The following is a 21,049-nucleotide window of genomic DNA, read 5'->3' as shown; positions in this document are numbered from 1 at the left end:
GCCTAGGAGACCCGGCCGCTGACCCGGTCGGCCACCCGCGCGATCACCGAGGTACGCCGTGCCCCGCGCGCCTCGATCCGGTCGGCGAGCCCGTAGGCCCGGTAGAGACCGTGGATCCCCAGCCAGCGCAGGGGTTCCGGCTCCCAGCGCCGCGCCCGCTGGTCGACCCAGGGCAGCGTCGTGCGGTCGGTCCGCTCGCCGGCCACGAGGTCGGCGAGGGTCCGGCCGGCGAGGTTGGCGGCGGTGACGCCGGTGCCGACGTAGCCGCCGGCCCAGCCGAGGCCGCGCGCGGCGTCGTACCCGACGGTGGCGCGCCAGTTGCGCGGGACGCCGAGGACGCCGCTCCACCCGTGCGCCACCGGTACGTCGGCCAGCGCCGGGAACCAGGAGACGAGGATCTCCCACAGGTGCGCGACCGTCCGGGGGTCGATGTCGCCGTCGTTGTCGGTCTGCGAGCCGTAGCGGTAGGGGTTGCCGCGCCCGCCGATCGCGATCCGGCCGTCGGCGGTGCGCTGGGCGTAGGAGTAGACGTGCGCGAAGTCCTCGAGCGTGTCGAAGTGCTCCCACCCGATCGCCGCCCAGGCGTCCTCGGGCAGCGGCTCGGTGACGATCATCGAGGAGTTCATCGGCACCCAGGTACGCCGCTCGCCCGCCAGGTTCGCGGTGAACCCCTCGGTCGCGCGGATCACCTGCCGGGCCCGCACCACGCCGCGGTCGGTCTCGACCCGGCCGGGCGCGATCACGCGCACCGTCGTCCCCTCGTGGATCCGGACGCCCCGCTCGCGCACCACCCGGGCCAGCCCGGCGGCCAGCTTGGCGGGGTGGATCCGCGCGCAGTGCGGCTCCCAGACCGCCGACCGGGTGCCGGCCACGCGTACCCGCTCCGCCGCCGCGTCGGCCGTCAGCACCTGGACGCCGACCTCGGGCCAGCGCTCGCCGAAGGCCGCGAACGTCCGCGCCCGCTCCTCCTGCGCGGCGTTGCGCGCGACGAGCAGCGTGCCGCCCTGGCGGATCTCCGCGTCGATGGCGTGCCGCTCGGCGACCCCGATCACCTCGCCGACGGCGTCGTTCATGGCGAGCTGGAAGCGCGCGACGTCGGGGCGCGGGTGGGTCCGCGCGTAGCCGTCGAGGCCGCCGGTCACCGACGCCGAGAGCCAGCCGCCGTTGCGGCCGGACGCGCCGTACCCGGCGAAGCGCTGCTCGACCACCCGGATGTCGAGGTCGGGCCGCAGCCCGGCGAGGTAGTAGGCCGTCCAGAGCCCCGTGTAGCCGGCCCCGACCACCACGACGTCGGCGACGGCATCGCCGTCGAGGACGTCGCTCGGCTCGGACCGGCCGTGGTCGGCCCACCAGAAGGACACGTCACCCGTGCGCACGCGCCCAGCCTGCCCGATCCGGTCAGGAATCGAGAAGCACCCCCCGTGCCCGCGGACCTAGCGTCAGGGACATGAGCCACATCGACACCCTGATCATCGAGGCGACCGACCCGGCCGCCGCCCGTGCCTTCTACGACCAGGCCTTCGGGCCCGGCCTGCCCGTCGAGGTCCGCGCCGGCGACAGCCCGACCTCGGGATTCCGCGGCTTCCACGTCTCCCTGACCCTGGCCCAGCCGGCCGACGTCGACGCCCTCGCGGAGTCCGCGATCGCCGCCGGCGCCGAGGTGATCAAGCCGGTGACGAAGTCCTTCTGGGGCTACGGCGGCGTGCTCCGCGCGCCCGACGGCGCGATCTGGAAGGTCGTCAGCGCCTCCAAGAAGAACACCGGCCCGGTCCGCCGTACCTACGAGAGCGTGGTGCTGCTCATCGGCGCCGACGACGTGCTCGCGACCAAGCGGTTCTACACCGAGCGCGGGTTCGGGGTGGCCAAGAGCTTCGGCCGCAAGTACGTCGAGTTCGAGCCCGGCTCCGGTCCCGTCACCCTCGGCCTGCTCAGCCGCAAGGCGCTCGCCAAGGACGCCGGGGTGCCCATCGACGGCACCGGCGCCCACCGCCTGTCGCTGCGCGGCGGGACGACCGCGGCCACCGACCCCGACGGCTTCGCCTGGGAGCCGGCGACCACGTCCGTGCCCGGCTGCGAGGCGTAGGCCCGCGCCGGCATGTGCACACCGGCCGGGCTGCACGCCACCTGGCTAGCCGGCCAGCGCGGCCTCGACGGCCGCCAGGTCGTCGGCGTCGAGCGTCCAGCCGAGGGCGCCGGCGTTGGCGGCGACCTGGGCCGGCGTGCTGGCCCCGGCGATCACCGAGGTGACGTCCGGCTGGGCGAGCAGCCAGCCGAACGCGAGCGAGACGAGGTCGTGCCCGCGGGCGGCGGCGAGCTCGCTCAGCCGGGCCACGGCGGCGAAGTTGTCCTCGGTCGCGACCTGGGCGAAGTAGGGGATCACCGCGAACCGCGAGCCGTCCGGATAGGGCTGCCCGGCGGCGTACTTGCCGGTGAGCAGGCCCGAGGCGAGCGGGAAGTAGGGCACCACGCCCATCCCCTCGGCCCGGGCGGCGGGCACCACGTCGGCCTCGACCGCACGGGAGAGCAGGTTCCACTCGCTCTGGACGCCGGCGAAGGTGGCGAGCCCGCGCTCGCGCGCCGCCGCGGCCTGCCCGGCGATCTGCCCGGCGTCGACGTTGGACGTCGCGAGGTGCAGCACCTTGCCCGACCGGACCAGCTCGTCGAGCGTCGTGACGAGCTCGTCGTCGGGCGCCTCGGCGTCGGGGTAGTGCTGGTACCAGACGTCGATCCGGTCGGTGCCGAGGCGGCGCAGGCTGCCCTCGACGCCCTCACGGATCCGCCGGGCCAGCGCGCCGGGCGTGTAGGCCTCGTCCTGCGGGCGCGGGAGGTACTTCGAGGCGATGACGACCTCGTCGCGGCGGCTGCCCAGCGCGGCGCCGAGGAACTCCTCGGAGCGGCCCTCGCCGTACATCTCGGCGGTGTCGAAGTGGGTGATCCCCGCATCGAGAGCCGCGGCGACGACCTCCCCGGTCTGGCCGGCGTCGAGCTTCATGCCGAAGTTGTTGCAGCCCAGTCCCAGCACCGACAGCTCCGGGCCGGTGGTGCCCAGGGCGCGCTTCTCCATCGGGGTCTCCTCGTCTCACGATAACTAGCCGATCGGCTAGTTATTCTAGGACGCTCCCCCAGACCCTCAGCGCAGGGCGTCGACCCCCGCGCCACTCAGGTCGTCGAGCGCGGCCGTGCGCCCCGAGGCGGCCAGGAGCAGCGCTACCGCGGGCCCGCGGACGACGGTGCCGCCGGCCTCACCCAGCGCGAGCTCGGCGTCGGTCGCCTCGAGCCGCAGCCCGGCGATGCGCTGCTTGGCGCCGCCCATCGAGACCGACGTGCGCGCCTGGTAGTGCAGCGCGCGCTCGACCGCGGTCGGGGCATAGGTGTGCGCGATGCCGAGCGGACGGCGGACGTCCTCGCCGTGGACGACCTCCTCGACCAGGCGGCTGTCGAGCGGGGCGGGCGGGGTCGTCGTCCGGGTGACGACGGCGCGGAGCCGGTCGAGGGTCTCGGCCGGGGTGGCGCCCCGCTCGCGGCGGACGCCGTCGGCGTTCTGGCGGTCGAAGTCGAAGCGCGCCCGGACCATCGCGCGCACGATGCCGAGCCGCGTCGTACGGGCGTTGTCGATGAGATGGGCCACGACGTCGTGGACGCTCCACCCCGGGCACAGCGACGGCGTCTCCCACCGCGCGGCGTCGACCTCGGCGAGGTCGGCGACGAGGGCGGCGCGCTCGGCATGGACCCAGGTCCAGACGTCCTTCATGCGGCCCACCCTGGCACGGGGCTCCGACAACGGTGCCGGAGAGCGGGAGAACCCCGGCAGCTCACCGCGGCTGCTTCCTACGGTCGGCCGCACCCGAACCGTGCACAGGAAGGACAGCCGTCATGACGACCGCTCCCGACATCCCCCGCCAGATCGAGGCGGACCCGATCGCGCAGCGCTACGCCCGGGGCTGGCACTGCCTCGGTCTCTCGAAGGACTTCCGCGACGGCCAGCCGCACCAGGTGATGGCGTTCGGCACCAAGCTCGTGGTGTGGGAGGACGCCGACGGCGAGCTCCGCGTGCTCGACGCCTACTGCCGCCACATGGGCGGCGACCTGTCCCAGGGCACCGTCAAGGACGGCAACATCGCGTGCCCGTTCCACGACTGGCGCTGGGGCGGCGACGGGCGCTGCAAGCAGATCCCCTACTCGCGCCGGGTGCCGTTGCGGGCGCGGACGTCGGCGTGGCCGACCCTCGACCAGGACGGCATGCTCTTCGTCTGGAACGACCCCCAGGGCAACCCGCCCATCGCCGAGCAGGCGATCCCCAAGATCCCCGGTGCGACCAGCGACGAGTGGACCGACTGGCACTGGTACTCGATCAAGATCGACGGCTCCAACTGCCGTGAGATCGTCGACAACGTCGTGGACATGGCGCACTTCTTCTACGTGCACTACTCGATGCCGACGTACTTCAAGAACATCTTCGAGGGCCACGTCGCCACCCAGGTCATGAACGGCACCGACCGCGGCGACATCGCCGTCCCGAGCGAGGACGGCTCCACGCTGCTCGCCGTGAAGTCGACCGCGTCGTACTTCGGACCGTCGTTCATGATCGACGACCTCGTCTACCAGTACGACACGGGTGACTTCGAGTCGATCCTGATCAACTGCCACTACCCGGTCGACACCGACTCGTTCGTGCTGCAGTACGGCATCATCGTGAAGAAGCCGCAGGGCGTCTCCGACGAGTACGCGAGCGCCTCGGCCGCGACCATGGGCGACTTCATCAAGACCGGCTTCGAGCAGGACGTCGCGATCTGGCAGAACAAGACCCGCATCGACAACCCGCTGCTGTGCGAGGAGGACGGGCCGGTCTACCAGCTGCGCCGCTGGTACCAGCAGTTCTACACCGACGTGGACGCCGTGCTGCCGGAGATGACCGAGCGCTTCGAGTTCGAGCTCGACATGACCCGCCCCGCCGAGGCCTGGGGCCAGGAGGTCGCCGACAACATCGCCCGGGCCGCCGAGAACGAGTCGGTCTGATGGGGTCTCCCGCCTCCGGCGTCACCGTCCGCCCCGACGTCCGCCTCGAGACCGCGCCGATGTCGCCGGTCTCGTGCGAGACGTGCGGGGCGGCGGTCGAGGCCCGCAAGAGCAGCTGGGAGCAGACGAGCATCCAGTGGCACGCGGCCGACACCGAGCGCTGCCTGGAGCGGCGGGCAGCGATGCCGCCGCGGATCGAGGGCACGCTGTTCACCGGGTGCGCGTCGCTGCGCCAGGCGCTGAGCCGCGCCGTCGACCGGGGCGACCTGCCGGTGCTGATGGACGACGAGGACTAGCCGGAACACGAGAAGGGCCCCGACCGCACGATGGTGCGGCCGGGGCCCTTCTCGCGTCGGGACCGGTCAGCCGTCGTACGAGATGCGCACCCGGTCCGAGACCGGACGCGCCTGGCAGCCGAGCACCAGCCCGTCGGCCAGGTCGGCGTCGTCGAGGACCTGGTTGACCTCCATCGCGACCTCACCCTCGGTGACGACGCACGCGCACGCGCTGCACGCCCCCTCCCGGCACGAGTACGGCGCCGGCAGGCCCGCGGCCAGCAGCACGTCGGTCAGCGGACGGCTCCGCGCCCAGGGCAGGGTGCGGGTCGCGCCGTCGAGGGTGACCTCGAGCTCGGCGGCGTCGACGTCCTCGCCGGCCGCGAGCGCGACGGGCTCGGGCGCGGCGAACGGGTCGCCGGTCAGCGACACGAACTCCTCGACGTGCACCAGCGCGGAGTCCGTACCGGCCGCGGCGAGCGCCTTCTCGACCGCGCGCATGAACAGCGCCGGGCCGCAGACGAACGCCTCCCGCCCGGCGTACGCCGCGAGGCGGGCGGCGAGCCGCTCGTCGTCCGGCAGCCCGTGCAGGCTCTCCAGCCAGTGCAGCACGACGAGCCGGTCGGGGTGCGCCCGCTCCAGCGCGGCGAGCTCGGCGGCGAAGATCACCGAGCGCTCGTCGCGGTTGGCGTAGAGCACGGCGATCCGGCCGGTGCCCGCGTCGAGCGCGGAGCGCAGGATCGACATCACCGGCGTGACCCCGCTGCCGGCCGCGACCAGGAGCAGGTCCTGGTCGAGCTCGCGCGGGGTGAACGTGCCGGCCGGGCGCAGCGCGTCGACGACATCGCCGACAGCGAGCTCGTCGCACATCCACGCCGACCCGCGCCCGCCCGGGATCCGCTTGACCGTGACGACGAGCCGGTCCGGCTCGGCGTGCGGCGAGCTGCTCAGCGAGTAGCAGCGGGCCAGCGACCCCTCCGCGGCCGGCACCCGGAAGGTGAGGAACTGACCGGGCCGGTAGCCGACCGGGCCGCCCTCGGGCGTCAGCACCACCGAGCGGGCGTCGTCGGTCTCGGCGACGGTGGCGACGACCCGCAGTCGCAGAGGGGCGGTGCTCATGCGATCTCGGGTCGGGTGAGGAACGCCTCGACGACGTTCTCCCACGCGTGCTTGGCCTCGATCATCGCCCAGTGGCCGCAGTTGGGCAGCACGTGCAGCTCGACGTCGGGGATGGTGCGCATCGGGATCAGCGCCATGTCCATCGGGCTGACCCGGTCGTCGCGGCCCCACGTGATGAGGGTCTTGGCCTTGATCTTGTGCAGCATCGCCCAGTACGGCACGTGGTCCGCGGCCGCCGCGGCCGCGGCATTGCGGGCGAACGCCTCGCTGCCGTAGAGCGTGCGCGCGTTGGCGAGCGTCTCGGGGTCGGTCGCCTGCTTCCAGCGGTCCTCGATCATCTCCTCGGTGATCATCGCGGGGTCGTAGACCATCGAGTGCAGCCAGGCGACCAGCTTGTCGCGGGTCGGGTTGTCGGTGAAGTCGACGAGCAGCTTGATCCCCTCGCCCGGCGCGGGCGAGAAGACGTTGCGGCCCAGACCGCCGACGGTGACCAGGCGTCGTACCCGGTCGGGCTGCTCCATCGCCACGAGCGCCCCGGCGATACCGCCGAGCGAGTTGCCGATGATGTCGACCTGGTCGAGCCCGAGCGCGTCCAGGAACCGGATCGTCGCCGCGGCCGCGCCGGGCAGCAGACCCTCACCGGTCGCGTCGCTCACCCCGAAGCCCGGCAGCTCGAGCACCAGGCAGCGGAAGTGCTGGGAGAACCGGGCGAGGTTGCCCGCGAAGTTCTTCATGCCGGTCACCCCGGGCCCCGAGCCGTGCAGCATCACGAGCGGCGGGCCGTCCCCGGCCTCGTGGTAGCGCAGCACACCGCGGTCGGTGGCCACCTCGCGCAGGGTCGCAACGGCGTCGGTCGTCGAGGTCTGGTTCATGGACGGCGACGCTAGGTCGACCTCGCCCCCGCGCGCCCGGCTCGTTCCGTTCTCCGGGAGAAGAAGGCGTTCCGGCCCCCGCTCCCGCCTACCGTCACCCGGTCGGACCACGACGACCCGAGGAGTACCCGATGCCCCAGACCGCCGTCCCCCCGGTGCACGAGCCCAGCCCCGAGCGGATGCGCCGTGCCCTGAGCAGCTTCGCCAGCGGCGTCACCGTGGTCGCCGGCCTCGACGCCGACGGCCCGGCCGGCTTCGCCTGCCAGTCCTTCGCCTCGGTCTCCCTGACCCCGCCCCTGGTCCTGTTCTGCGCCGACCACGGCGGCCGCACCTGGCCCCGCATCCGCACCACCGGCCGGTTCAGCGTCAACGTCCTCGCCGAGGACCAGACCGACCTGTGCCAGCGCTTCGGCTCGAGCCGCGGGCGGCGCTTCGACGAGCTCGGCTGGACGACGTCCGCGTGGGGCACGCCGTCGCTGCCCGACGTGCTCTGCCGGGTGCACGCGGAGGTCGCCTCGGTGCACGTCGAGGGCGACCACGACGTGGTGATCGGGCGGGTGCTGGCGCTGGAGACGCCGCGGACCGGTCGGCCGTTGGTGTTCTACCGAGGGCGGTTCGGGGTGGACGGGGACGGGGCCGTCGTCCCGCCTGATCTGTTCGGGTGGAACGAGCACTGGCGCTGAGCGGGCGCCCGCTGCCGTCGTACCGGACGCCCGTCCGGATCTGATCGCCTCGAGACGCGATCCGGTTGACGCCCCCACCCGCCGGGCGGACCTTGAGGGATGCCGTTCTTCCGACACCTGACCAGGAGCGCCGTCGCGCTGGCGGCGGCCCTCACCGCGATCCTCGCCGTACTGATGGCGACCACCGTGCCGGCCCAGGCCTTCACGACCTACACGCCGACGGGCGGCCCCGATGTCCGGTTCGTCGGCACCGGCGTCACCCTCGAGCACCTTCCCACGGGCGAGGTCTTCTCGTGCCCCACCTTCGACCTGGCGGGCACGGTGATCAGCTCCGGCACGAGCAGGTCCTACGGCGCGCCGGCCGCCGGCTTCAGCACGACGACCTCGTCCTGCCGCCCCAACGTGGCCTGTGGCCCGGTGTCGCTGGCCATCCTCGTTCCCGGAGGCTTCGCCATCACCGGCGACACCTCGAGCGGTACCTGGCCCGCGCGCATCGCCGGCGTCAAGCTCCGGGTCAGCTGCAGCGGCTGCCAGCTCACCCTCGACGGGTCCGTCGACGGCAGGTTCAACGCCACCACCGGGGTGTTCACACCGAACGCCGGTCCCTCGGGACTGCTGCAGACCTCCACCAACGGCGACCCGCTCTGCGTGATCATGGGCTTCCAGAACGGGGACGCCTTCGCCGTCGGCGGCCACTGGACCAACGTTCCTCCCAGCGGCTCGGTCGGTCTGGCTGTCTCGAACCCCTGACGCACAAGAATCAGGCGCGACGGCGGTTCGACAGCGGCCTCGCGCCGGACGCCCGTCCGGATGTCGCGGGCCCGAGGCGCGAATCGGTTGACGGCCCGCCGCCTCCGCCCGACCGTGAGGGATGCAGCCCTTCCGACACCTGACCAGGAGCGCCGTCGCGCTGGCGGCGGCCCTCGCCGCGAGCCTCGCCGTACTGCTCGCCACGACCGTGCCGGCCCAGGCCTTCACGACCTACACGCCGACCGGCGGCCCGGCAGTCCGGCTCGTCGGCTCCGGCATCACCTTCACCAACATCGCCGTGGGCGAGACGTTCTCGTGCCCCACGTTCGACCTGACCGGCAGCGTGATCAGTCCGGGAGTGAGCCGGGCCTACGGACTGCCCGCGACCACCCTCACCTCCGTGACCTCCTCGTGCACCCCGCACCCGCTCTGCGCTCCGGTGGTGGTGGCCACGACGGTTCCCTGGTACCTCGCGATCACCGGCGACGCATCCGCTGGCACCTGGCCGGCGCGCATCACGACCGTCAAGATCCAGCTCAGCTGCGGGGCCTGCCAGATCACCCTCGACGGATCGGTCAACGGCCGGTTCAACGCCGCGACCCAGGTCTTCAAACCCGACACCGGACCGTCCGGACTGGTGCAGTCGGGCAACAACGGCCACGTTCTCTGCACGGTCCTGGACCTCCAGAACGGCGACGACTACGCCGTCGGCGGCTCCTGGACCAACGTTCCTCCCAGCGGCTCCGCCGGCCTGGCCATCACCAACCCCTGACGGTCGGCCCGACAGCGCGAAGGCCCCGGTCCACCGGACCGGGGCCTTCGTACGTCGTCCTGGGTCAGCTCACGCCGACGGCGGCACGAACGCCGCGAGCGGCTCCGAGCCGGACCAGTCGTGGCCCCAGTAGGAGTCGGCGGTGATCTCCTCGGCCGTGTACGACGACTCGTCGACCCGGCTGCCGTCGGTGCCGTACTCGACGTCCCAGCCACCGGGGGCGCGGACGTAGAACGACACCATCTTGTCGTTGGTGTGCCGGCCCAGCGTGGACGAGATGGAGAAGCCGCGCTGGTTGACCTGGTCGAGCGCGCGGCCGACGGCGTCGAGGTCGTCGACCTCGACCATGAAGTGCACCAGGCCGGGGGCCTCGCCGTGGGGGGCGCCGATGAGGGCGAGGCTGTGGTGGCGCTGGTTGACGCCGAGGAAGCGGACGCGCGGCTGGTAGCCGTTGATCGGCGGGCCGGCCTTCATGGCGCCGCGGGGCAGGAAGCCGAGGACCTCGGTGTAGAAGGCGAAGGTCTCCTCCGGAGCCGTCGTCGGAACGACGACGTGGCCGAGGCCCTGGTCGCCCGTCACGAACTTCTGGGCGAAGCCCGTGCGGACCGGGCTGTGGTCGAGCTCGGGGGCGAAGAAGATCTCGGTCGGGTTGCCGCCGGGGTCGGTGAAGCCGATGGCGCCCTCGACGCGGCGGTCGGCGAGCTCGTCGTCGGTGAGGGGCTTGACCGCGATGCCGGCGGCCTCCAGGTCGCGGGTGACGGCGGCGAGGGCCAGGTGGTCGCGGACCTCCCAGCCGATGCTGAGGACGCGGTCGGGTCCGCCGGGGACGACGACGAGGCGCGAGGGGCGCTCGTCCATCCGGAGGTAGAGGGCGTCCGGGTTGGCGCCGGCGACCTCCTGGAAGCCGAGGGTGTCGATCGCGAGCTCACGCCAGCGGGCGATGTCCTGGCTCTGCATCCGGATGTAGCCGAGCGAGCGGATGTGACGGGTGTTCTGGGACATGCGGGTTCCTTCCGGGTCAGATCATCGAGTGCAGCGGGCCGGGCGGCGGGACGATGTCCATCTCGCCCAGGGCCGAGGCGTGCAGGGCCGGGCCAGGCACGTTGATGGCGTGGGCGAGGCCCATGTGGCCGTCGCGCCAGAAGCGCTGCATCGGGTGGTCCATGCGCAGGCCGTTGCCGCCGGAGCGGGCGACGATCTCGTCCATCGCGCGCACCGCGCGCCAGGACGCGGTGACCTGGGTCTGGCGGTTCTTCGAGCGCTCCGCGAACGTCAGCTCGTGGCCGGCGGCGACCCGGTCGTGGCTCCAGCGCAGGCTGTCGAGCAGCGCCACCTTGGAGGCGTGGATCTCGGCCGCCGCGGCGCCGATCGCGGAGAGGACGTAGGGGTCCTCGCGCACCGCGGTGCCGCTGATCTGGAGCCGGTTGGTCTGGTAGGCGAGGTGGTGCGCGAGCGCGCCCTCGCAGATGCCCAGCACGGCCGAGGTGATGCCGCTGGGGAAGACGGTCGTGAACGGCATCAGGTACGACGGGTCGTCCAGCCCGGCGTCCCGCGGGGCCGAGCCGTCGGTGAGCCGCTCGTAGGCGAGCACCCGGTAGTCGGGGATGAAGGCCCCCTCGACGATGACGTCCTTGCTGCCGGTGCCGCGCAGGCCCACGACGTCCCAGGAGTCCTCGACGATCGTGTAGTCCGCCCGCGGCAGGACGACGTGCCACATGCCCGCGGCGAAGTCGGGGTTGCCGTCGGCGTCGGCCTTGGTGGCGCCGAGGAAGATCCAGTCGCAGTGGTCGGTGCCGGACGAGAACTGCCAGCGCCCGGTGAGCCGGAAGCCGCCGTCCTCGGGGGTCAGCATGCCCATCGGCGCGTAGGGGGAGGCGATCCACACCTCGGGGTCGGCACCCCAGACCTCCTCCTGGAGGCGGGAGTCCATCATCGCCATCTCCCACGGGTGCAGGCCGACGATGCCGGCGACCCAGCCGGTGGCGCCGTCGCAGGCGGCGACCTTCATGACGGCCTCGGCGAACTCCGCCGGGGTGGCCTGCGCGCCGCCGTACTTGGCGGGCTGCAGCATCCGCATCACGCCGGTCTCGCGCAGCAGGGCGACCGCCTGGTCGTCCAGCCAGCCGAGCTTCTCGTTGGCCGCACCGGTCGCGGCGATCTGCTCGGCGCGCTCCTCGATCGCGGACAGGACATCGTGGCCCATGGTTCTCCTCCTCCAGGACTGCTCGGGCAGTCGAGGGGACACCGTCGCAACCGGTCCGGGTCGCGCGCGGCCGTTCTCCCACCAGGCGGGAACGGAGCCGGAGCGGACCCGGAACCGACCCGGAACCGGCTCGCTCCTCTCCCGCTGTCCGGCACCGCGGCCCGGCACGCGAGAATCGGCGAGCAGCCTGACGGCGACAGGGACAGGAGGGAGACCGCGGTGCCGACCACCCGACCGAGCGAGCCCACCCCCACCCCCTCGCTCGAGGCGACGACCCTGCGCCTGCTCAACGCGTTCGCCCGGATCGCGGAGAGCCAGGAGCACACCCGGATCTTCGAGGAGATGGGCGGCGTCTCGCTGCCGGCCGCGGACCTGCGCCTGCTGGAGTACCTCAACGGACGACCGCCGGTCGCCACCAGCACCGTCGCCGCCGCGCTCGTCACCGACCTGTCCCGCACGAGCCGCCAGGCCCGCCGGCTCGAGGAGCTCGGGTACGTCGCCCGGGTGCCCGACCCGGCCGACGGCCGGCGCACGCTGCTCGAGGTCGCGCCCGCCGCGCAGCCGGTGATGAACGCCTCGCTGCTCGGCTGGGCCGAGGCCTCGATCAGCGCGACCGCCGACTGGTCCGACGACGAGGTCGCGGCGCTGGCCCGCCTCCTGCGGATCGTGCACACCGGGCTCAGCGGCTGGCTGGCCGACCGGCCCGACTCCGCCGCGCCCGAGCTGTGGCGCCGGCTCGTCGCCGAGGACGGCGTCGCGCGCTCGGAGGCGCGGCTGGCCCTGGGCGAGACGGCCGTGCGGCTGTTCGCGTGGCTGCCGCAGGCGCGCTGGTTCGAGCAGCTGCTGCGCGACCACGCCCCCGATCTCAGCCCGCAGGTCTACCTGACCCTCGTCGTGGTCGGCCGGCACGGACCGCTCGCCGTCTCCGACCTCGCCGAGCGGACCTGGGTGGACCACACCCAGGCGAGCAAGCGGGTCTCCCGGCTCCAGGAGCTCGGCCTGGTCGAGCGCGCGGCGGACACCTTCGACCGGCGCACCACCCTGGTCCGGTGCTCGCGCCGCGGCGTCGCCCAGGTACGCCGGCTCGGCGCCGCGCAGCGCGCCGACCTGAGCGCCGCGCTCGGCCCCCTCGACCCCGCCGACCGGGACCGCTGGGCCGCGCTGGCCGAGCGCTACGTGGCCGCGCTGACCGCCCGCGGGCTCATCTCCGAGCTGTGACTCGCCGGTAGCCAGAACAAATTTATGTGCAAGCGGTCCAGTAAAACTAGCCGCTCGGCAAGTTAGTTGCAGTCCTGTCACTAGAGACGTTTGCGCAGGTCAGAGCCACAATTCTCGGCACCGAAGGACTCCCGTTCACCGGGAGTGGCGACCCATAGCCGAAACACGCCTGAAAAACATGTGCGTTCGATCCACTTGATTTGCCCTGTGTCAGTGCTCACACTCGTCGGGAGGCCCCACCCCGAGGAGGACCCCGCCGTGACCGTCACCGCCCTGCCCACCACCGCGCCCGTCGCGTCCGTCGCGCCGGACGTCGACCCCGACGATCGGCGTACCCCCCTGGGCGTCGTGGGCCGGGTGACCCGGATCCTCAACGCCTTCAGCGAGTCCCCCGACCGGCTGATGCTCGAGGACGTGATGGCGCTGACCGGGCTGCCCCGCTCGACCGCGTTCCGGATCCTCGGCCAGCTCATCGACGAGGGCTGGGTCGAGCACGACACCCGCGGCTACCGGCTCGGGCCGCACGCGCCCACGCTCACCGGCCGGCCCGGCGAGCACCAGGAGGTGCGGGTCGCCGCGTCGCCGTACCTCAACGAGCTGCACGCCGTCACCGGCGCGGTCGCGCACCTCTCGGTGCTCGAGGGCGACCGGGTGCACTACCTCGACAAGATCGGCGGCTCCGCGGCGCGCGCCGTCCCCTCGCGGGTCGGCGCCCGGCTGCTCGCCTGCGACACCGTCAGCGGGCGCGCACTGCTCGCCTGCCGCTCCCCCGAGTACGTCGACGAGGTGCTCGGCCCGCGGCTCCCCCCGGCCCGCCTGGCCGATCTCCACCGCGAGCTCGCCGCCGTGCGCCAGCGCCGCGGCGTCGTGCACGCGCCGGCCGACCCGCTCACCACCGGGATCGCCTCGATCGCCGCACCCGTCCTCGGCCCCCACGGCGCCGTCGCCGCGATCTCGCTCGCCGTCCCCGGCGACCTGCCGCCGGCCCGGATCGCCCCGCTCCTGCTCGGCCAGGCCCACCGGATCGCCGGGGTCCTGCACCCCCAGCGCCGCCGCCACGGCCGATCCTGGCTGCGCTGATCCACCGCGCGCCCGGCGACTCCCGCAGGACGGGAGAACCCCCCGGAGCGCCCCCGGCCGCTGCCTAGCGTCGCCGCCACGACGCCGGAGGTCGGCGTCGGCGAACCCGGCGAGAGGATCACGATGGACTGGGCAGAGGAGTACGACGTACTGGTGGCGGGCTCCGGCGCCGGCGGCATGGCCGGGGCCTACACCGCGGCCCGCGAGGGGCTCCGCGTGTGCCTGGTCGAGGCCGGTGACACGTTCGGTGGGACGACCGCCTACTCCGGCGGTGGCGGGGCCTGGTTCCCGGCCAACCCGGTGCTGCTCCGGGCCGGGACCGACGACACGATCGAGGACGCGCTGGAGTACTACCGCGCGGTGGTCGGCGACCGCACCCCCGCGGACCTGCAGGAGACCTACGTGCGCGGTGGGGCCGGGCTGATCGCCTACCTCGAGGAGGACGACCACTTCTCCTTCGAGCCCTACCCCTGGCCGGACTACTTCGGCGAGGCCCCCAAGGCCCGCCGCGACGGGCAGCGGCACATCGTCCCGACGCCGCTGCCGGTGCCGGACGCACCCGATCTGCGCGAGGTGGTGCGCGGGCCGCTCGACCACGACCGGCTCGGCACGCCGCAGCCCGACGACCTGTTCCTCGGCGGCCGGGCCCTCGTGGCCCGCTTCCTCACCGCCCTGGCGGACTACCCCGACGCCACGCTGCTGCGCTCGACGGCGCTCACCGAGCTCGTCGTCGAGGACGGCGCCGTGGTCGGCGCGATCGTCGAGCACGACGGCGTACGCCGGGCGATCCGCGCGCGCCGTGGCGTGGTGCTGGCCGCCGGCGGCTTCGAGGCCAACGACGAGCTCCGCCAGAAGTACGGCGTCCCCGGCGTCGCGCGCGACACGATGGGCCCGCCCACCAACATCGGCGCCGCGCACCAGGCGGCGATCGCCGTCGGCGCGGACACCGACCTCATGGGCGAGGCCTGGTGGTCGCCCGGGCTGACCCACCCCGACGGGCGCTCGGCGTTCGCGCTGTGGTTCACCGGCGGCATCTTCGTCGACGACCAGGGGCAGCGCTTCGTCAACGAGTCGGCCCCCTACGACCGGCTCGGCCGGGCGATCATCGACCACCTCACCGAGGGCGGGGTGACCCGGCCCTACTGGATGGTCTACGACCACAAGGAGGGCTCGGTCCCGCCGGTGCGCGCCACCAACGTCTCGATGGTCGACGAGGAGCACTACGTCGCCGCGGGCCTGTGGCACACCGCCGACACGCTGCCCGAGCTGGCCGCGCTCATCGGCGTCCCGGCCGACGCGCTGGTCGCGACGGTCGAGCGCTTCAACGGCCTGGTCGCCGACGGCTTCGACGCGGACTTCGGCCGCGGCGGCGAGGCCTACGACCGGTTCTTCTCCGGCGGAGAGCCGCCGCTGACGAGCATCGACGAGGGCCCGTTCCACGCGGCGGCCTTCGGCATCTCCGACCTCGGCACCAAGGGCGGGCTGCGCACGGACACGTCCGCGCGCGTGCTCACCGCCGACGGGACGCCCATCCCCGGGCTCTACGCCGCGGGCAACACGATGGCGGCGCCGAGCGGCACCACCTACCCGGGCGGCGGCAACCCGATCGGCACGAGCATGCTGTTCAGCCACCTCGCCGTGCGGCACCTGGCCGGGGCCGGGGAGGAGGCCCGGTGAGCGCCGACACCAAGGCGGCCGTCGCCCGGTACCTCGACGCCGTCGCGAGCGGCTCCCCGGCCGCCATCGCGGCCCTCTATGCCCCCGAGGCGACGCTCGAGGACCCGGTCGGCTCCGACCCGGTCCGCGGGCGCGCGGCGATCGAGGAGTTCTACGGCGCGCTGGCCGGCGCGCGCGTGCGCACCGAGCTGCTCGCCGTCCGCGCGGTCGCCGGGCAGGCGGCGTTCTCGTTCCGGGTCACCACCGACGGCGGCGACCAGCAGTACGTCATCGAGCCGATCGACGTGATGACGTTCGACGCCGACGGGCAGATCACGTCGATGCGGGCCTTCTGGGCCCCCGAGGACATGGTCGTCACCCCGGTCTGACGGTGGTGCTCCGGGCCCGGCGCCGCTCTCGGGCGGCGCCGGGCCCGGAGGCTTCTCAGCCGACCTGGACGGGCGCGTGGCTGGCCGCGTGGGTGGCCACGATGTGACCGAACACCAGGCCCTGGCCGATGGTCGCGCCGGCGCCCGGGTAGCTGCGCCCGAAGACGTTGCCCGCGGTGTTGCCGATCGCGTAGAGCCCGTCGATCACGCTGCCGTCGGCGCGCAGCGGGCGGCCGAGCTCGTCGGCGCGGATGCCGCCGCAGGTGCCGAGGTCGCTCAGCACCACCTGGACGGCGTACAGGTCGCCGCGGTCGAGGGGGCGCAGGTTCGGGTTCGGGGTGACCGTCGGGTCGCCGTAGTAGCGGTCGTAGGCGCTGTTGCCCCGGTGGAAGTCGTCGTCGATCCCGGCGGCCGCCATGGTGTCGAAGCGGCGCAGGGTGGCGACGAGCGCGTCCTCGGGCAGTCCGGTCGCCCGGGCCAGCTCGGCGGCCGAGCCGGCCTTGTGCGCGATGCCCGCGTCGTACCACTGCTGGGGGAGGGCCATCCGCGGGAACAGCGAGCCGGCGAGGACGTAGCTGTTGCGGTAGGCCTGGTCGAAGACCAGCCACATCGTGCCGACCGGGTCGCCGGCGCGGTCGCGGCCGAGCACGGTCTGGCCGAAGGTCATGTAGTCGGTCGACTCGTTGATGAACCGGCGGCCCTGACCGTCGACGATGATCGAGCCGGGCAGCGAGCGCTCGGCGAGCAGCACCTGCGGCGTACCGCCGGGGAGCGGGGCGACGGCCGGGAACCACCAGGTCTGGTCCATGAGCGTCAGGTCGGCGCCGACCTCGGCGGCGAGCTTGATCGCGTCGCCGGTGTTGCCGTCGTTGCCGAGGCTCCAGTCGTCGAGGAACTCCGCCTGGTAGCGGCGCCTCATCTCCATGTCGTGGTCGAACCCGCCCGCCGCGAGGACGACGCCGCGGCGCGCGGTCACCGTGACCCGGCCGCCGTCGCGCTCCAGCACCGCGCCGACCACCCGGTCGCCGTCGGTGACCAGCTCGACCAGCGTGGTCTCGCGCCAGATCGGGATGCCCGCGCGCAGCGCGCCGTCGAACAGCCCGGCCGCGAGCGCCTGGCCGCCGGCCAGGTAGTCCCGGCCCAGCGCCATGCCGCCGATGCCCTGGGCGGCCCGGCGCAGGATGCGCGGCAGGCCCTTGCCCGGCTTGCGGGCGACCAGGTTCATCCACTTGTAGTCCGCGCCGGTGACCGGCATCGGGACCGGCGCCTCGACCACGCCGGGGCGCAGCAGCGGGCGGGCCTCGCCCAGCACGGAGGCGTCGAAGGGCTTGCTCTCGATGCTGCGGCCCGCGGCGTCGCCGCCGGGCAGCTCGGGGTGGTAGTCGGAGTAGCCCCGGGCCCACATCAGCTGGAGCGCGGTCGTGCGGCGCAGCATCTTGATCGTGTCCGGGCCGTGCTTCAAGAAGGCCTGCCAGCGCGCCTTGGGGGCGTTGTCGCCCACGACGGCGTCGAGGTAGGTCTCGCCGCGCTCGAGCGTGTCGCGCGAGCCGGCCTCGACCAGCGCCGGGTTCGCCGGGATCCAGAAGGCGCCGCCCGAGCGGGCGGTCGAGCCGCCGACGTACTCGGTCTTCTCGACGACGAGGACGTCGAGCCCCTGCTCGCGTGCGCTCAGGGCGGCGGCGAGCCCGGTGCCCGAGCCGATGACGAGGAGGTCCACGGTGGTGTCGGACATGACGGGGGTCCTTTCGCAGTACACGGCCAACTAGCCGTTCGGCTAGTTATTCTAGACCGCATGACAGGGAAAGCCCAGGCCCTCGACCTCACCGTCCATGGGCGATGATGCGGTCATGAGCAGCAGCACCGCCGAACGCACCCGCCCCGGCCGCAGCGGCATCCTCGACGCCGCCACCCGGCTGTTCGCGGCGCAGGGCGTCTCCGGCACGTCGCTGCAGCAGATCGCCGACGCCGCCGGGATCACCAAGGCCGCCGTCTACCACCACTTCCCCACCAAGGAGCAGGTCGTCGCCGCCGTCCTCGCCCCCGCGCTCGAGGCCATCGACGCCATCGTGCGCACCGCCGGCGCCCACGAGGGCCCGCGGGCGATCACCGAGGCGGCGATCATCGGGCTCGCCGACCAGGCCGTCACCCACCGCGGCCGCTGGGCCGTGCTGCTCCAGGACGCCGCCGTCGAGGAGTACGTCCGCAACCACCCCGACCACGACGAGCTCTTCACCCGGCTGCGCGCGCTCCTCACCGGACCCGACCCCGCGCCGGCCACCCGGCTCCAGGTCGCGATCTTCCTGTCCGGCCTGCTCGGGCCGGCCCAGGACCCGAGCTGCGTCGACATCGACGACGACGCATTGCGGGCCGGCATCGTCCAGGCCGGGCGCCGGCTCCTGCTGCTCGACGAGCCCCCGGCCTGAGGCCGAGCCCCGAGACCTGAGGACCCGCACCGTGCTGCTCGAGATCCGCGGACACCACCTGCCCGGCCGGACCTGGGCCGGCGACGCCGTCGCCCACGACGACGTCCACGTCGGCCTCCAGGTCGGGCGCGAACCCGCCGAGCTGGTCCCCGGGGACGCCGACCGCGCGACCTGGACCACCGAGCTGCGCCTGGTCGACCTGCCCGACGGCACCACCGACGTCCGTGGGCCGGCGGTCCAGGGCCGGCGCGGGGAACGCTTCGTCTACCTCACCTGGGGCGACCTCGGAGCCGACGGAGGCTTCGCGATGTTCCGCCGCGCCAAGCTGATGCTGGCCGACGTCCTCGCGCTCGGTGTGGGCACCGACTCGGGGCTCGGCCCGGACGACCACGTCGTCGCCACCGTCGACCTCACCGACGAACGCGGCGGACCGCGCTGCGCCCGGCTCGAGCCCCCCGCACTGACCCTCGCGCTCGTCCGGGGTTGAGCACCCGGGGCGCGGGGCAGGCTCGGCGACATGAGCGCTCCCGGTGCCGTCCCGCCCCCTCCGTCGCCGTCTCCGTCGCCGTCGTTCCCCGCGCCCGGCTACCCCGGACCGGGGAGCCGGAGCCGGAGCCCGATGGTGCTGCGCCACCTGATCAGCGCCGTGGTCGCGCTGGTGCTGACCCCCATCGGGATCATGGTGTTCGACTACGGCTCGGGCAAGTACCTCCAGGAGCGCGCCCGGACCTTCGACAACTCCAACGCCGCGGGCGAGCTCGTGGTGCTGGTCCTCGGCGCGCTGATCCTGCTGGCCGTCGCGGTCACCGCCCGGGTCTCCGGGCTGGGCCCGGTCCTGGCCGGGCTGGTGTGGGGCGGGATCCCGTTCGTGTGGTTCGTCGCGGATCTGCCCGGCTTCTACGAGTTCGCGCAGGACCTGCCGTCGACGCACTTCTGGTTCACGGCGCCGAGCTACCTGTTCCCGCTCGTCGGCACGCTGCTCGTCGGGGCCGGGCTGGCCGGCGCCTGGCGCGGCCGGCTCCGCTAGACCTCGCGCTAGCCGCGGTCCTCGCGCAGGGTGTGCACGACGAGCGCGTTGGCGTGCCCGTGCCCCAGGCCGTGCTCGGCCTTGAGGAAGGCAACCAGGTCGCCGTGCTTGGCGCTCGCGTAGTCGGGGTGGGCGCGGAGGGTCTCCTGCCACGCGGCGATGGGGCGGCCGTACTTCTTCTCGATCGAGGGGAAGTACGACGCAGGGCCGGGGGCTGCCTTGGCGGTCTCGCTCATGGCCCTACCGACCCGCCGGCGTCCGGAAACTCATCGGTGAGGCCGGTCGCGGCGAACATCCGGGCATAGATCTCGCGGACCACCCGCTCCTTGCGGGCGTTGTACTGCATCCCGTGCTCGCCGGCCGCCGTCGCCGCCGCCGAGGCGCCCCGCTTGGCCTCCGCGTAGCGCGCGCACTCATCGGGGTTGCCGCGCAGCCAGTCGCGGAACAGCCGGTGCTTGACCACCTCGGGGCTGTCGGGGCCGAAGACGTGGAGGTGGCAGGCCGGCAGACCCGCGTCGGGGCGCGGGCGCAGCAGCCGGTGCTCGTGCCACCAGGGCTCGCGCACGCGCAGCTCGAAGCCGGCCTCCTCCAACGCCCCCACGTATGACGACTCGTCCCCGGCGTCGGCCACCACCAGGTCGACGTCGATCACCGGCTTGGCCGGGAGCCCGGGCACCGCGGTCGAGCCGACGTGCTCGACCACCAGCGCCCGCCAGCCGAGCGCGCGTCGTACGACGGCGGCGAGGCGGGCGAACTGGTCGGGCCAGGTGGGGTCCGGGTCGACGACGCGCACGTCCGGGCTCGGCCCGGCGCCGGCCACCCAGGGCGAGGCGCCCGGCGGTACCGGCGGGTCGTGGAAGGTGACGATGTCGTGGCGGCTGGGCACCCGATCACCCGACCAGCCCGTGCTCGTGCGCGAACACCACGATCTGGACCCGGTCGCGCAGCCCCAGCTTGCGCAGCACCGCGCCGACGTGGGTCTTGACGGTCGACTCGCTGAGGAAGACCCGCCCGGCGATCTCCTGGTTCGACAGGCCCTTGGCGACGGCCGCGAAGACCTCGCGCTCCTTGTCCGTCAGCGACAGGTACGACGCCGGCGGGTTCACCGTCGCCTGGAACTGGCTGTCGAGCAGCGTCGACAGGTCGGCCGGCGCCAGCACGGCGTTGCCGGCGTGGACGGTGCGGATGGCGTCGCGCAGCATCACCGGCGTGGTGCCCTTGAGCAGGAAGCCGCTGGCGCCGTAGCGGATCGCGGCGGCGGCGCGGTCGTCGAGGTTGAACGTGGTGAGCACGACCACCCGGACCGGGCGCTCGCGGCGGGCCGCGCGGTCGGGCAGGAAGATCTGGCGGGTCGCCTCGACGCCGTCCATCTCGGGCATCCGGATGTCCATGAGCACCACGTCGGGCACCAGCTCGTCGACCAGCCGGACCGCCTCGACCCCGTCGCCGGCGGTGCCGACGACCGTCATGCCCTCCTGGGCGTTGACGATCACCCGGACGCCCTCGCGGAAGAGCTCCTGGTCGTCGACGAGCAGGACGCGGATCGGTTCGCTCACCGCCCCATCA

General features: G+C 73.5%; 24 protein-coding genes. 13 read left to right on the top strand and 11 right to left on the bottom strand.

Annotated elements, in window-relative coordinates:
• Window positions 1-2: 2 nt before the first annotated feature.
• Window positions 3-1,376 carry an NAD(P)/FAD-dependent oxidoreductase gene (locus M0M48_RS25065; protein ID WP_257753205.1) on the bottom strand — a complete coding sequence of 458 codons (1,374 nt, stop codon included), beginning with the start codon at window positions 1,374-1,376 and terminating at the stop codon, window positions 3-5.
• Between the two features lie 71 nt (window positions 1,377-1,447).
• On the opposite strand from M0M48_RS25065, the gene M0M48_RS25060 reads away from it, so the two are divergent.
• A complete protein-coding gene (locus tag M0M48_RS25060) occupies window positions 1,448-2,083 on the top strand; it encodes a VOC family protein (protein ID WP_257753204.1) in 636 nt (211 codons plus the stop codon).
• A gap of 45 nt (window positions 2,084-2,128) precedes the next feature.
• On the opposite strand, the gene M0M48_RS25055 is transcribed toward M0M48_RS25060, so the two are convergent.
• Complete coding sequence (locus tag M0M48_RS25055) at window positions 2,129-3,064, bottom strand: aldo/keto reductase (RefSeq protein ID WP_257753203.1); 936 nt, start codon at window positions 3,062-3,064, stop codon at window positions 2,129-2,131.
• 66 nt (window positions 3,065-3,130) lie between these two features.
• Complete coding sequence (locus M0M48_RS25050) at window positions 3,131-3,751, bottom strand: maleylpyruvate isomerase family mycothiol-dependent enzyme (RefSeq protein ID WP_257753202.1); 621 nt, start codon at window positions 3,749-3,751, stop codon at window positions 3,131-3,133.
• 122 nt (window positions 3,752-3,873) lie between these two features.
• Between M0M48_RS25050 and M0M48_RS25045 the strand changes: the two genes are divergently transcribed.
• Window positions 3,874-5,016 carry a Rieske 2Fe-2S domain-containing protein gene (locus M0M48_RS25045; RefSeq protein ID WP_308220344.1) on the top strand — a complete coding sequence of 381 codons (1,143 nt, stop codon included), beginning with the start codon at window positions 3,874-3,876 and terminating at the stop codon, window positions 5,014-5,016.
• Window positions 5,016-5,312 carry a hypothetical protein gene (locus M0M48_RS25040; protein ID WP_257753201.1) on the top strand — a complete coding sequence of 99 codons (297 nt, stop codon included), beginning with the start codon at window positions 5,016-5,018 and terminating at the stop codon, window positions 5,310-5,312. The genes M0M48_RS25045 and M0M48_RS25040 overlap by 1 nt, the downstream gene beginning before the upstream one ends.
• Window positions 5,313-5,378: 66 nt before the next feature.
• Here the strand turns inward: M0M48_RS25040 and M0M48_RS25035 are convergent, their stop codons facing one another.
• Both M0M48_RS25035 and M0M48_RS25030 read right to left on the bottom strand, forming a co-directional pair.
• On the bottom strand, window positions 5,379-6,410 hold the full coding sequence (locus tag M0M48_RS25035) for a ferredoxin--NADP reductase (RefSeq protein ID WP_257753200.1): 1,032 nt from the start codon (window positions 6,408-6,410) through the stop codon (window positions 5,379-5,381).
• On the bottom strand, window positions 6,407-7,282 hold the full coding sequence (locus tag M0M48_RS25030) for an alpha/beta fold hydrolase (RefSeq protein WP_215814093.1): 876 nt from the start codon (window positions 7,280-7,282) through the stop codon (window positions 6,407-6,409). The genes M0M48_RS25035 and M0M48_RS25030 overlap by 4 nt, the downstream gene beginning before the upstream one ends.
• A gap of 131 nt (window positions 7,283-7,413) precedes the next feature.
• Between M0M48_RS25030 and M0M48_RS25025 the strand changes: the two genes are divergently transcribed.
• The 3 genes from M0M48_RS25025 (at window position 7,414) to M0M48_RS25015 (ending at window position 9,487) form a co-directional block, all read left to right on the top strand.
• The gene (locus tag M0M48_RS25025) at window positions 7,414-7,965 is read left to right on the top strand and encodes a flavin reductase family protein (RefSeq protein WP_257753199.1); all 552 of its coding nucleotides are present in this window, start codon (window positions 7,414-7,416) and stop codon (window positions 7,963-7,965) included.
• 99 nt (window positions 7,966-8,064) lie between these two features.
• Entirely contained in the window at window positions 8,065-8,715 is a 651-nt protein-coding gene (locus M0M48_RS25020) for a hypothetical protein (RefSeq protein WP_257753198.1), read from the top strand.
• A gap of 121 nt (window positions 8,716-8,836) precedes the next feature.
• On the top strand, window positions 8,837-9,487 hold the full coding sequence (locus M0M48_RS25015; RefSeq protein WP_257753197.1) for a hypothetical protein: 651 nt from the start codon (window positions 8,837-8,839) through the stop codon (window positions 9,485-9,487).
• A gap of 69 nt (window positions 9,488-9,556) precedes the next feature.
• On the opposite strand, the gene M0M48_RS25010 is transcribed toward M0M48_RS25015, so the two are convergent.
• Both M0M48_RS25010 and M0M48_RS25005 read right to left on the bottom strand, forming a co-directional pair.
• Window positions 9,557-10,489 (bottom strand): VOC family protein, encoded by a 933-nt coding sequence (locus M0M48_RS25010; RefSeq protein ID WP_257753196.1) that lies wholly within the window; start codon window positions 10,487-10,489, stop codon window positions 9,557-9,559.
• A 16-nt stretch (window positions 10,490-10,505) separates the two neighbouring features.
• Window positions 10,506-11,690 (bottom strand): acyl-CoA dehydrogenase family protein, encoded by a 1,185-nt coding sequence (locus M0M48_RS25005; protein ID WP_257753195.1) that lies wholly within the window; start codon window positions 11,688-11,690, stop codon window positions 10,506-10,508.
• A gap of 219 nt (window positions 11,691-11,909) precedes the next feature.
• Here M0M48_RS25005 and M0M48_RS25000 point away from each other — a divergent pair, with 219 nt between their 5' ends.
• The 4 genes from M0M48_RS25000 (at window position 11,910) to M0M48_RS24985 (ending at window position 16,033) form a co-directional block, all read left to right on the top strand.
• Window positions 11,910-12,908 (top strand): MarR family winged helix-turn-helix transcriptional regulator, encoded by a 999-nt coding sequence (locus tag M0M48_RS25000; RefSeq protein WP_257753194.1) that lies wholly within the window; start codon window positions 11,910-11,912, stop codon window positions 12,906-12,908.
• Window positions 12,909-13,166: 258 nt separating this feature from the next.
• Window positions 13,167-13,988, top strand: coding sequence for an IclR family transcriptional regulator (locus M0M48_RS24995; RefSeq protein ID WP_257753193.1), 822 nt, complete (start codon window positions 13,167-13,169; stop codon window positions 13,986-13,988).
• 123 nt (window positions 13,989-14,111) lie between these two features.
• Window positions 14,112-15,665 (top strand): FAD-binding protein, encoded by a 1,554-nt coding sequence (locus tag M0M48_RS24990; RefSeq protein WP_257753192.1) that lies wholly within the window; start codon window positions 14,112-14,114, stop codon window positions 15,663-15,665.
• Complete coding sequence (locus tag M0M48_RS24985; protein ID WP_257753191.1) at window positions 15,662-16,033, top strand: nuclear transport factor 2 family protein; 372 nt, start codon at window positions 15,662-15,664, stop codon at window positions 16,031-16,033. The genes M0M48_RS24990 and M0M48_RS24985 overlap by 4 nt, the downstream gene beginning before the upstream one ends.
• A gap of 55 nt (window positions 16,034-16,088) precedes the next feature.
• Here the strand turns inward: M0M48_RS24985 and M0M48_RS24980 are convergent, their stop codons facing one another.
• Window positions 16,089-17,765 carry a 3-ketosteroid-delta-1-dehydrogenase gene (locus M0M48_RS24980; RefSeq protein ID WP_257753190.1) on the bottom strand — a complete coding sequence of 559 codons (1,677 nt, stop codon included), beginning with the start codon at window positions 17,763-17,765 and terminating at the stop codon, window positions 16,089-16,091.
• A gap of 115 nt (window positions 17,766-17,880) precedes the next feature.
• Between M0M48_RS24980 and M0M48_RS24975 the strand changes: the two genes are divergently transcribed.
• Genes M0M48_RS24975 through M0M48_RS24965 form a run of 3 tightly spaced genes read left to right on the top strand, consistent with a single transcriptional unit; the run spans window position 17,881 to window position 19,483 of the window.
• Complete coding sequence (locus M0M48_RS24975; protein WP_257753189.1) at window positions 17,881-18,456, top strand: TetR/AcrR family transcriptional regulator; 576 nt, start codon at window positions 17,881-17,883, stop codon at window positions 18,454-18,456.
• 31 nt (window positions 18,457-18,487) lie between these two features.
• Window positions 18,488-18,943: a DUF5990 family protein gene (locus M0M48_RS24970; protein WP_257753188.1), complete on the top strand. Its 456-nt coding sequence runs from the start codon at window positions 18,488-18,490 to the stop codon at window positions 18,941-18,943.
• Between the two features lie 30 nt (window positions 18,944-18,973).
• Entirely contained in the window at window positions 18,974-19,483 is a 510-nt protein-coding gene (locus M0M48_RS24965; protein ID WP_257753187.1) for a hypothetical protein, read from the top strand.
• 8 nt (window positions 19,484-19,491) lie between these two features.
• On the opposite strand, the gene M0M48_RS24960 is transcribed toward M0M48_RS24965, so the two are convergent.
• From M0M48_RS24960 to M0M48_RS24950, 3 genes are read right to left on the bottom strand one after another with little or no spacing between them, the layout of a single operon-like run.
• Entirely contained in the window at window positions 19,492-19,719 is a 228-nt protein-coding gene (locus M0M48_RS24960) for a DUF4287 domain-containing protein (protein ID WP_215814105.1), read from the bottom strand.
• Window positions 19,716-20,369, bottom strand: a complete 654-nt coding sequence (locus M0M48_RS24955; protein ID WP_257753186.1) for a GrpB family protein — start codon at window positions 20,367-20,369, stop codon at window positions 19,716-19,718. Before M0M48_RS24955 ends, M0M48_RS24960 begins: the two co-directional genes overlap by 4 nt.
• A 4-nt stretch (window positions 20,370-20,373) precedes the next feature.
• Window positions 20,374-21,039 carry a response regulator gene (locus M0M48_RS24950; protein WP_215814107.1) on the bottom strand — a complete coding sequence of 222 codons (666 nt, stop codon included), beginning with the start codon at window positions 21,037-21,039 and terminating at the stop codon, window positions 20,374-20,376.
• Window positions 21,040-21,049: the final 10 nt, after the last annotated feature.

It is taken from the genome of Pimelobacter simplex, from assembly GCF_024662235.1.
Lineage (GTDB): Bacteria > Actinomycetota > Actinomycetes > Propionibacteriales > Nocardioidaceae > Nocardioides.
This window is presented reverse-complemented; position numbering and strand designations above follow the sequence as displayed.

Coding starts and splice junctions, on each gene's coding strand:
- M0M48_RS25060 (WP_257753204.1), top strand. CDS start 1,448: ATGAGCCACATCGACACCCTGATCATCGAGGCGACCGACCCGGCCGCC.
- M0M48_RS25055 (WP_257753203.1), bottom strand. CDS start 3,064: ATGGAGAAGCGCGCCCTGGGCACCACCGGCCCGGAGCTGTCGGTGCTG.
- M0M48_RS25050 (WP_257753202.1), bottom strand. CDS start 3,751: ATGAAGGACGTCTGGACCTGGGTCCATGCCGAGCGCGCCGCCCTCGTC.
- M0M48_RS25045 (WP_308220344.1), top strand. CDS start 3,874: ATGACGACCGCTCCCGACATCCCCCGCCAGATCGAGGCGGACCCGATC.
- M0M48_RS25040 (WP_257753201.1), top strand. CDS start 5,016: ATGGGGTCTCCCGCCTCCGGCGTCACCGTCCGCCCCGACGTCCGCCTC.
- M0M48_RS25035 (WP_257753200.1), bottom strand. CDS start 6,410: ATGAGCACCGCCCCTCTGCGACTGCGGGTCGTCGCCACCGTCGCCGAG.
- M0M48_RS25030 (WP_215814093.1), bottom strand. CDS start 7,282: ATGAACCAGACCTCGACGACCGACGCCGTTGCGACCCTGCGCGAGGTG.
- M0M48_RS25025 (WP_257753199.1), top strand. CDS start 7,414: ATGCCCCAGACCGCCGTCCCCCCGGTGCACGAGCCCAGCCCCGAGCGG.
- M0M48_RS25020 (WP_257753198.1), top strand. CDS start 8,065: ATGCCGTTCTTCCGACACCTGACCAGGAGCGCCGTCGCGCTGGCGGCG.
- M0M48_RS25015 (WP_257753197.1), top strand. CDS start 8,837: ATGCAGCCCTTCCGACACCTGACCAGGAGCGCCGTCGCGCTGGCGGCG.
- M0M48_RS25010 (WP_257753196.1), bottom strand. CDS start 10,489: ATGTCCCAGAACACCCGTCACATCCGCTCGCTCGGCTACATCCGGATG.
- M0M48_RS25005 (WP_257753195.1), bottom strand. CDS start 11,690: ATGGGCCACGATGTCCTGTCCGCGATCGAGGAGCGCGCCGAGCAGATC.
- M0M48_RS24990 (WP_257753192.1), top strand. CDS start 14,112: ATGGACTGGGCAGAGGAGTACGACGTACTGGTGGCGGGCTCCGGCGCC.
- M0M48_RS24980 (WP_257753190.1), bottom strand. CDS start 17,765: ATGTCCGACACCACCGTGGACCTCCTCGTCATCGGCTCGGGCACCGGG.
- M0M48_RS24975 (WP_257753189.1), top strand. CDS start 17,881: ATGAGCAGCAGCACCGCCGAACGCACCCGCCCCGGCCGCAGCGGCATC.
- M0M48_RS24965 (WP_257753187.1), top strand. CDS start 18,974: ATGAGCGCTCCCGGTGCCGTCCCGCCCCCTCCGTCGCCGTCTCCGTCG.
- M0M48_RS24960 (WP_215814105.1), bottom strand. CDS start 19,719: ATGAGCGAGACCGCCAAGGCAGCCCCCGGCCCTGCGTCGTACTTCCCC.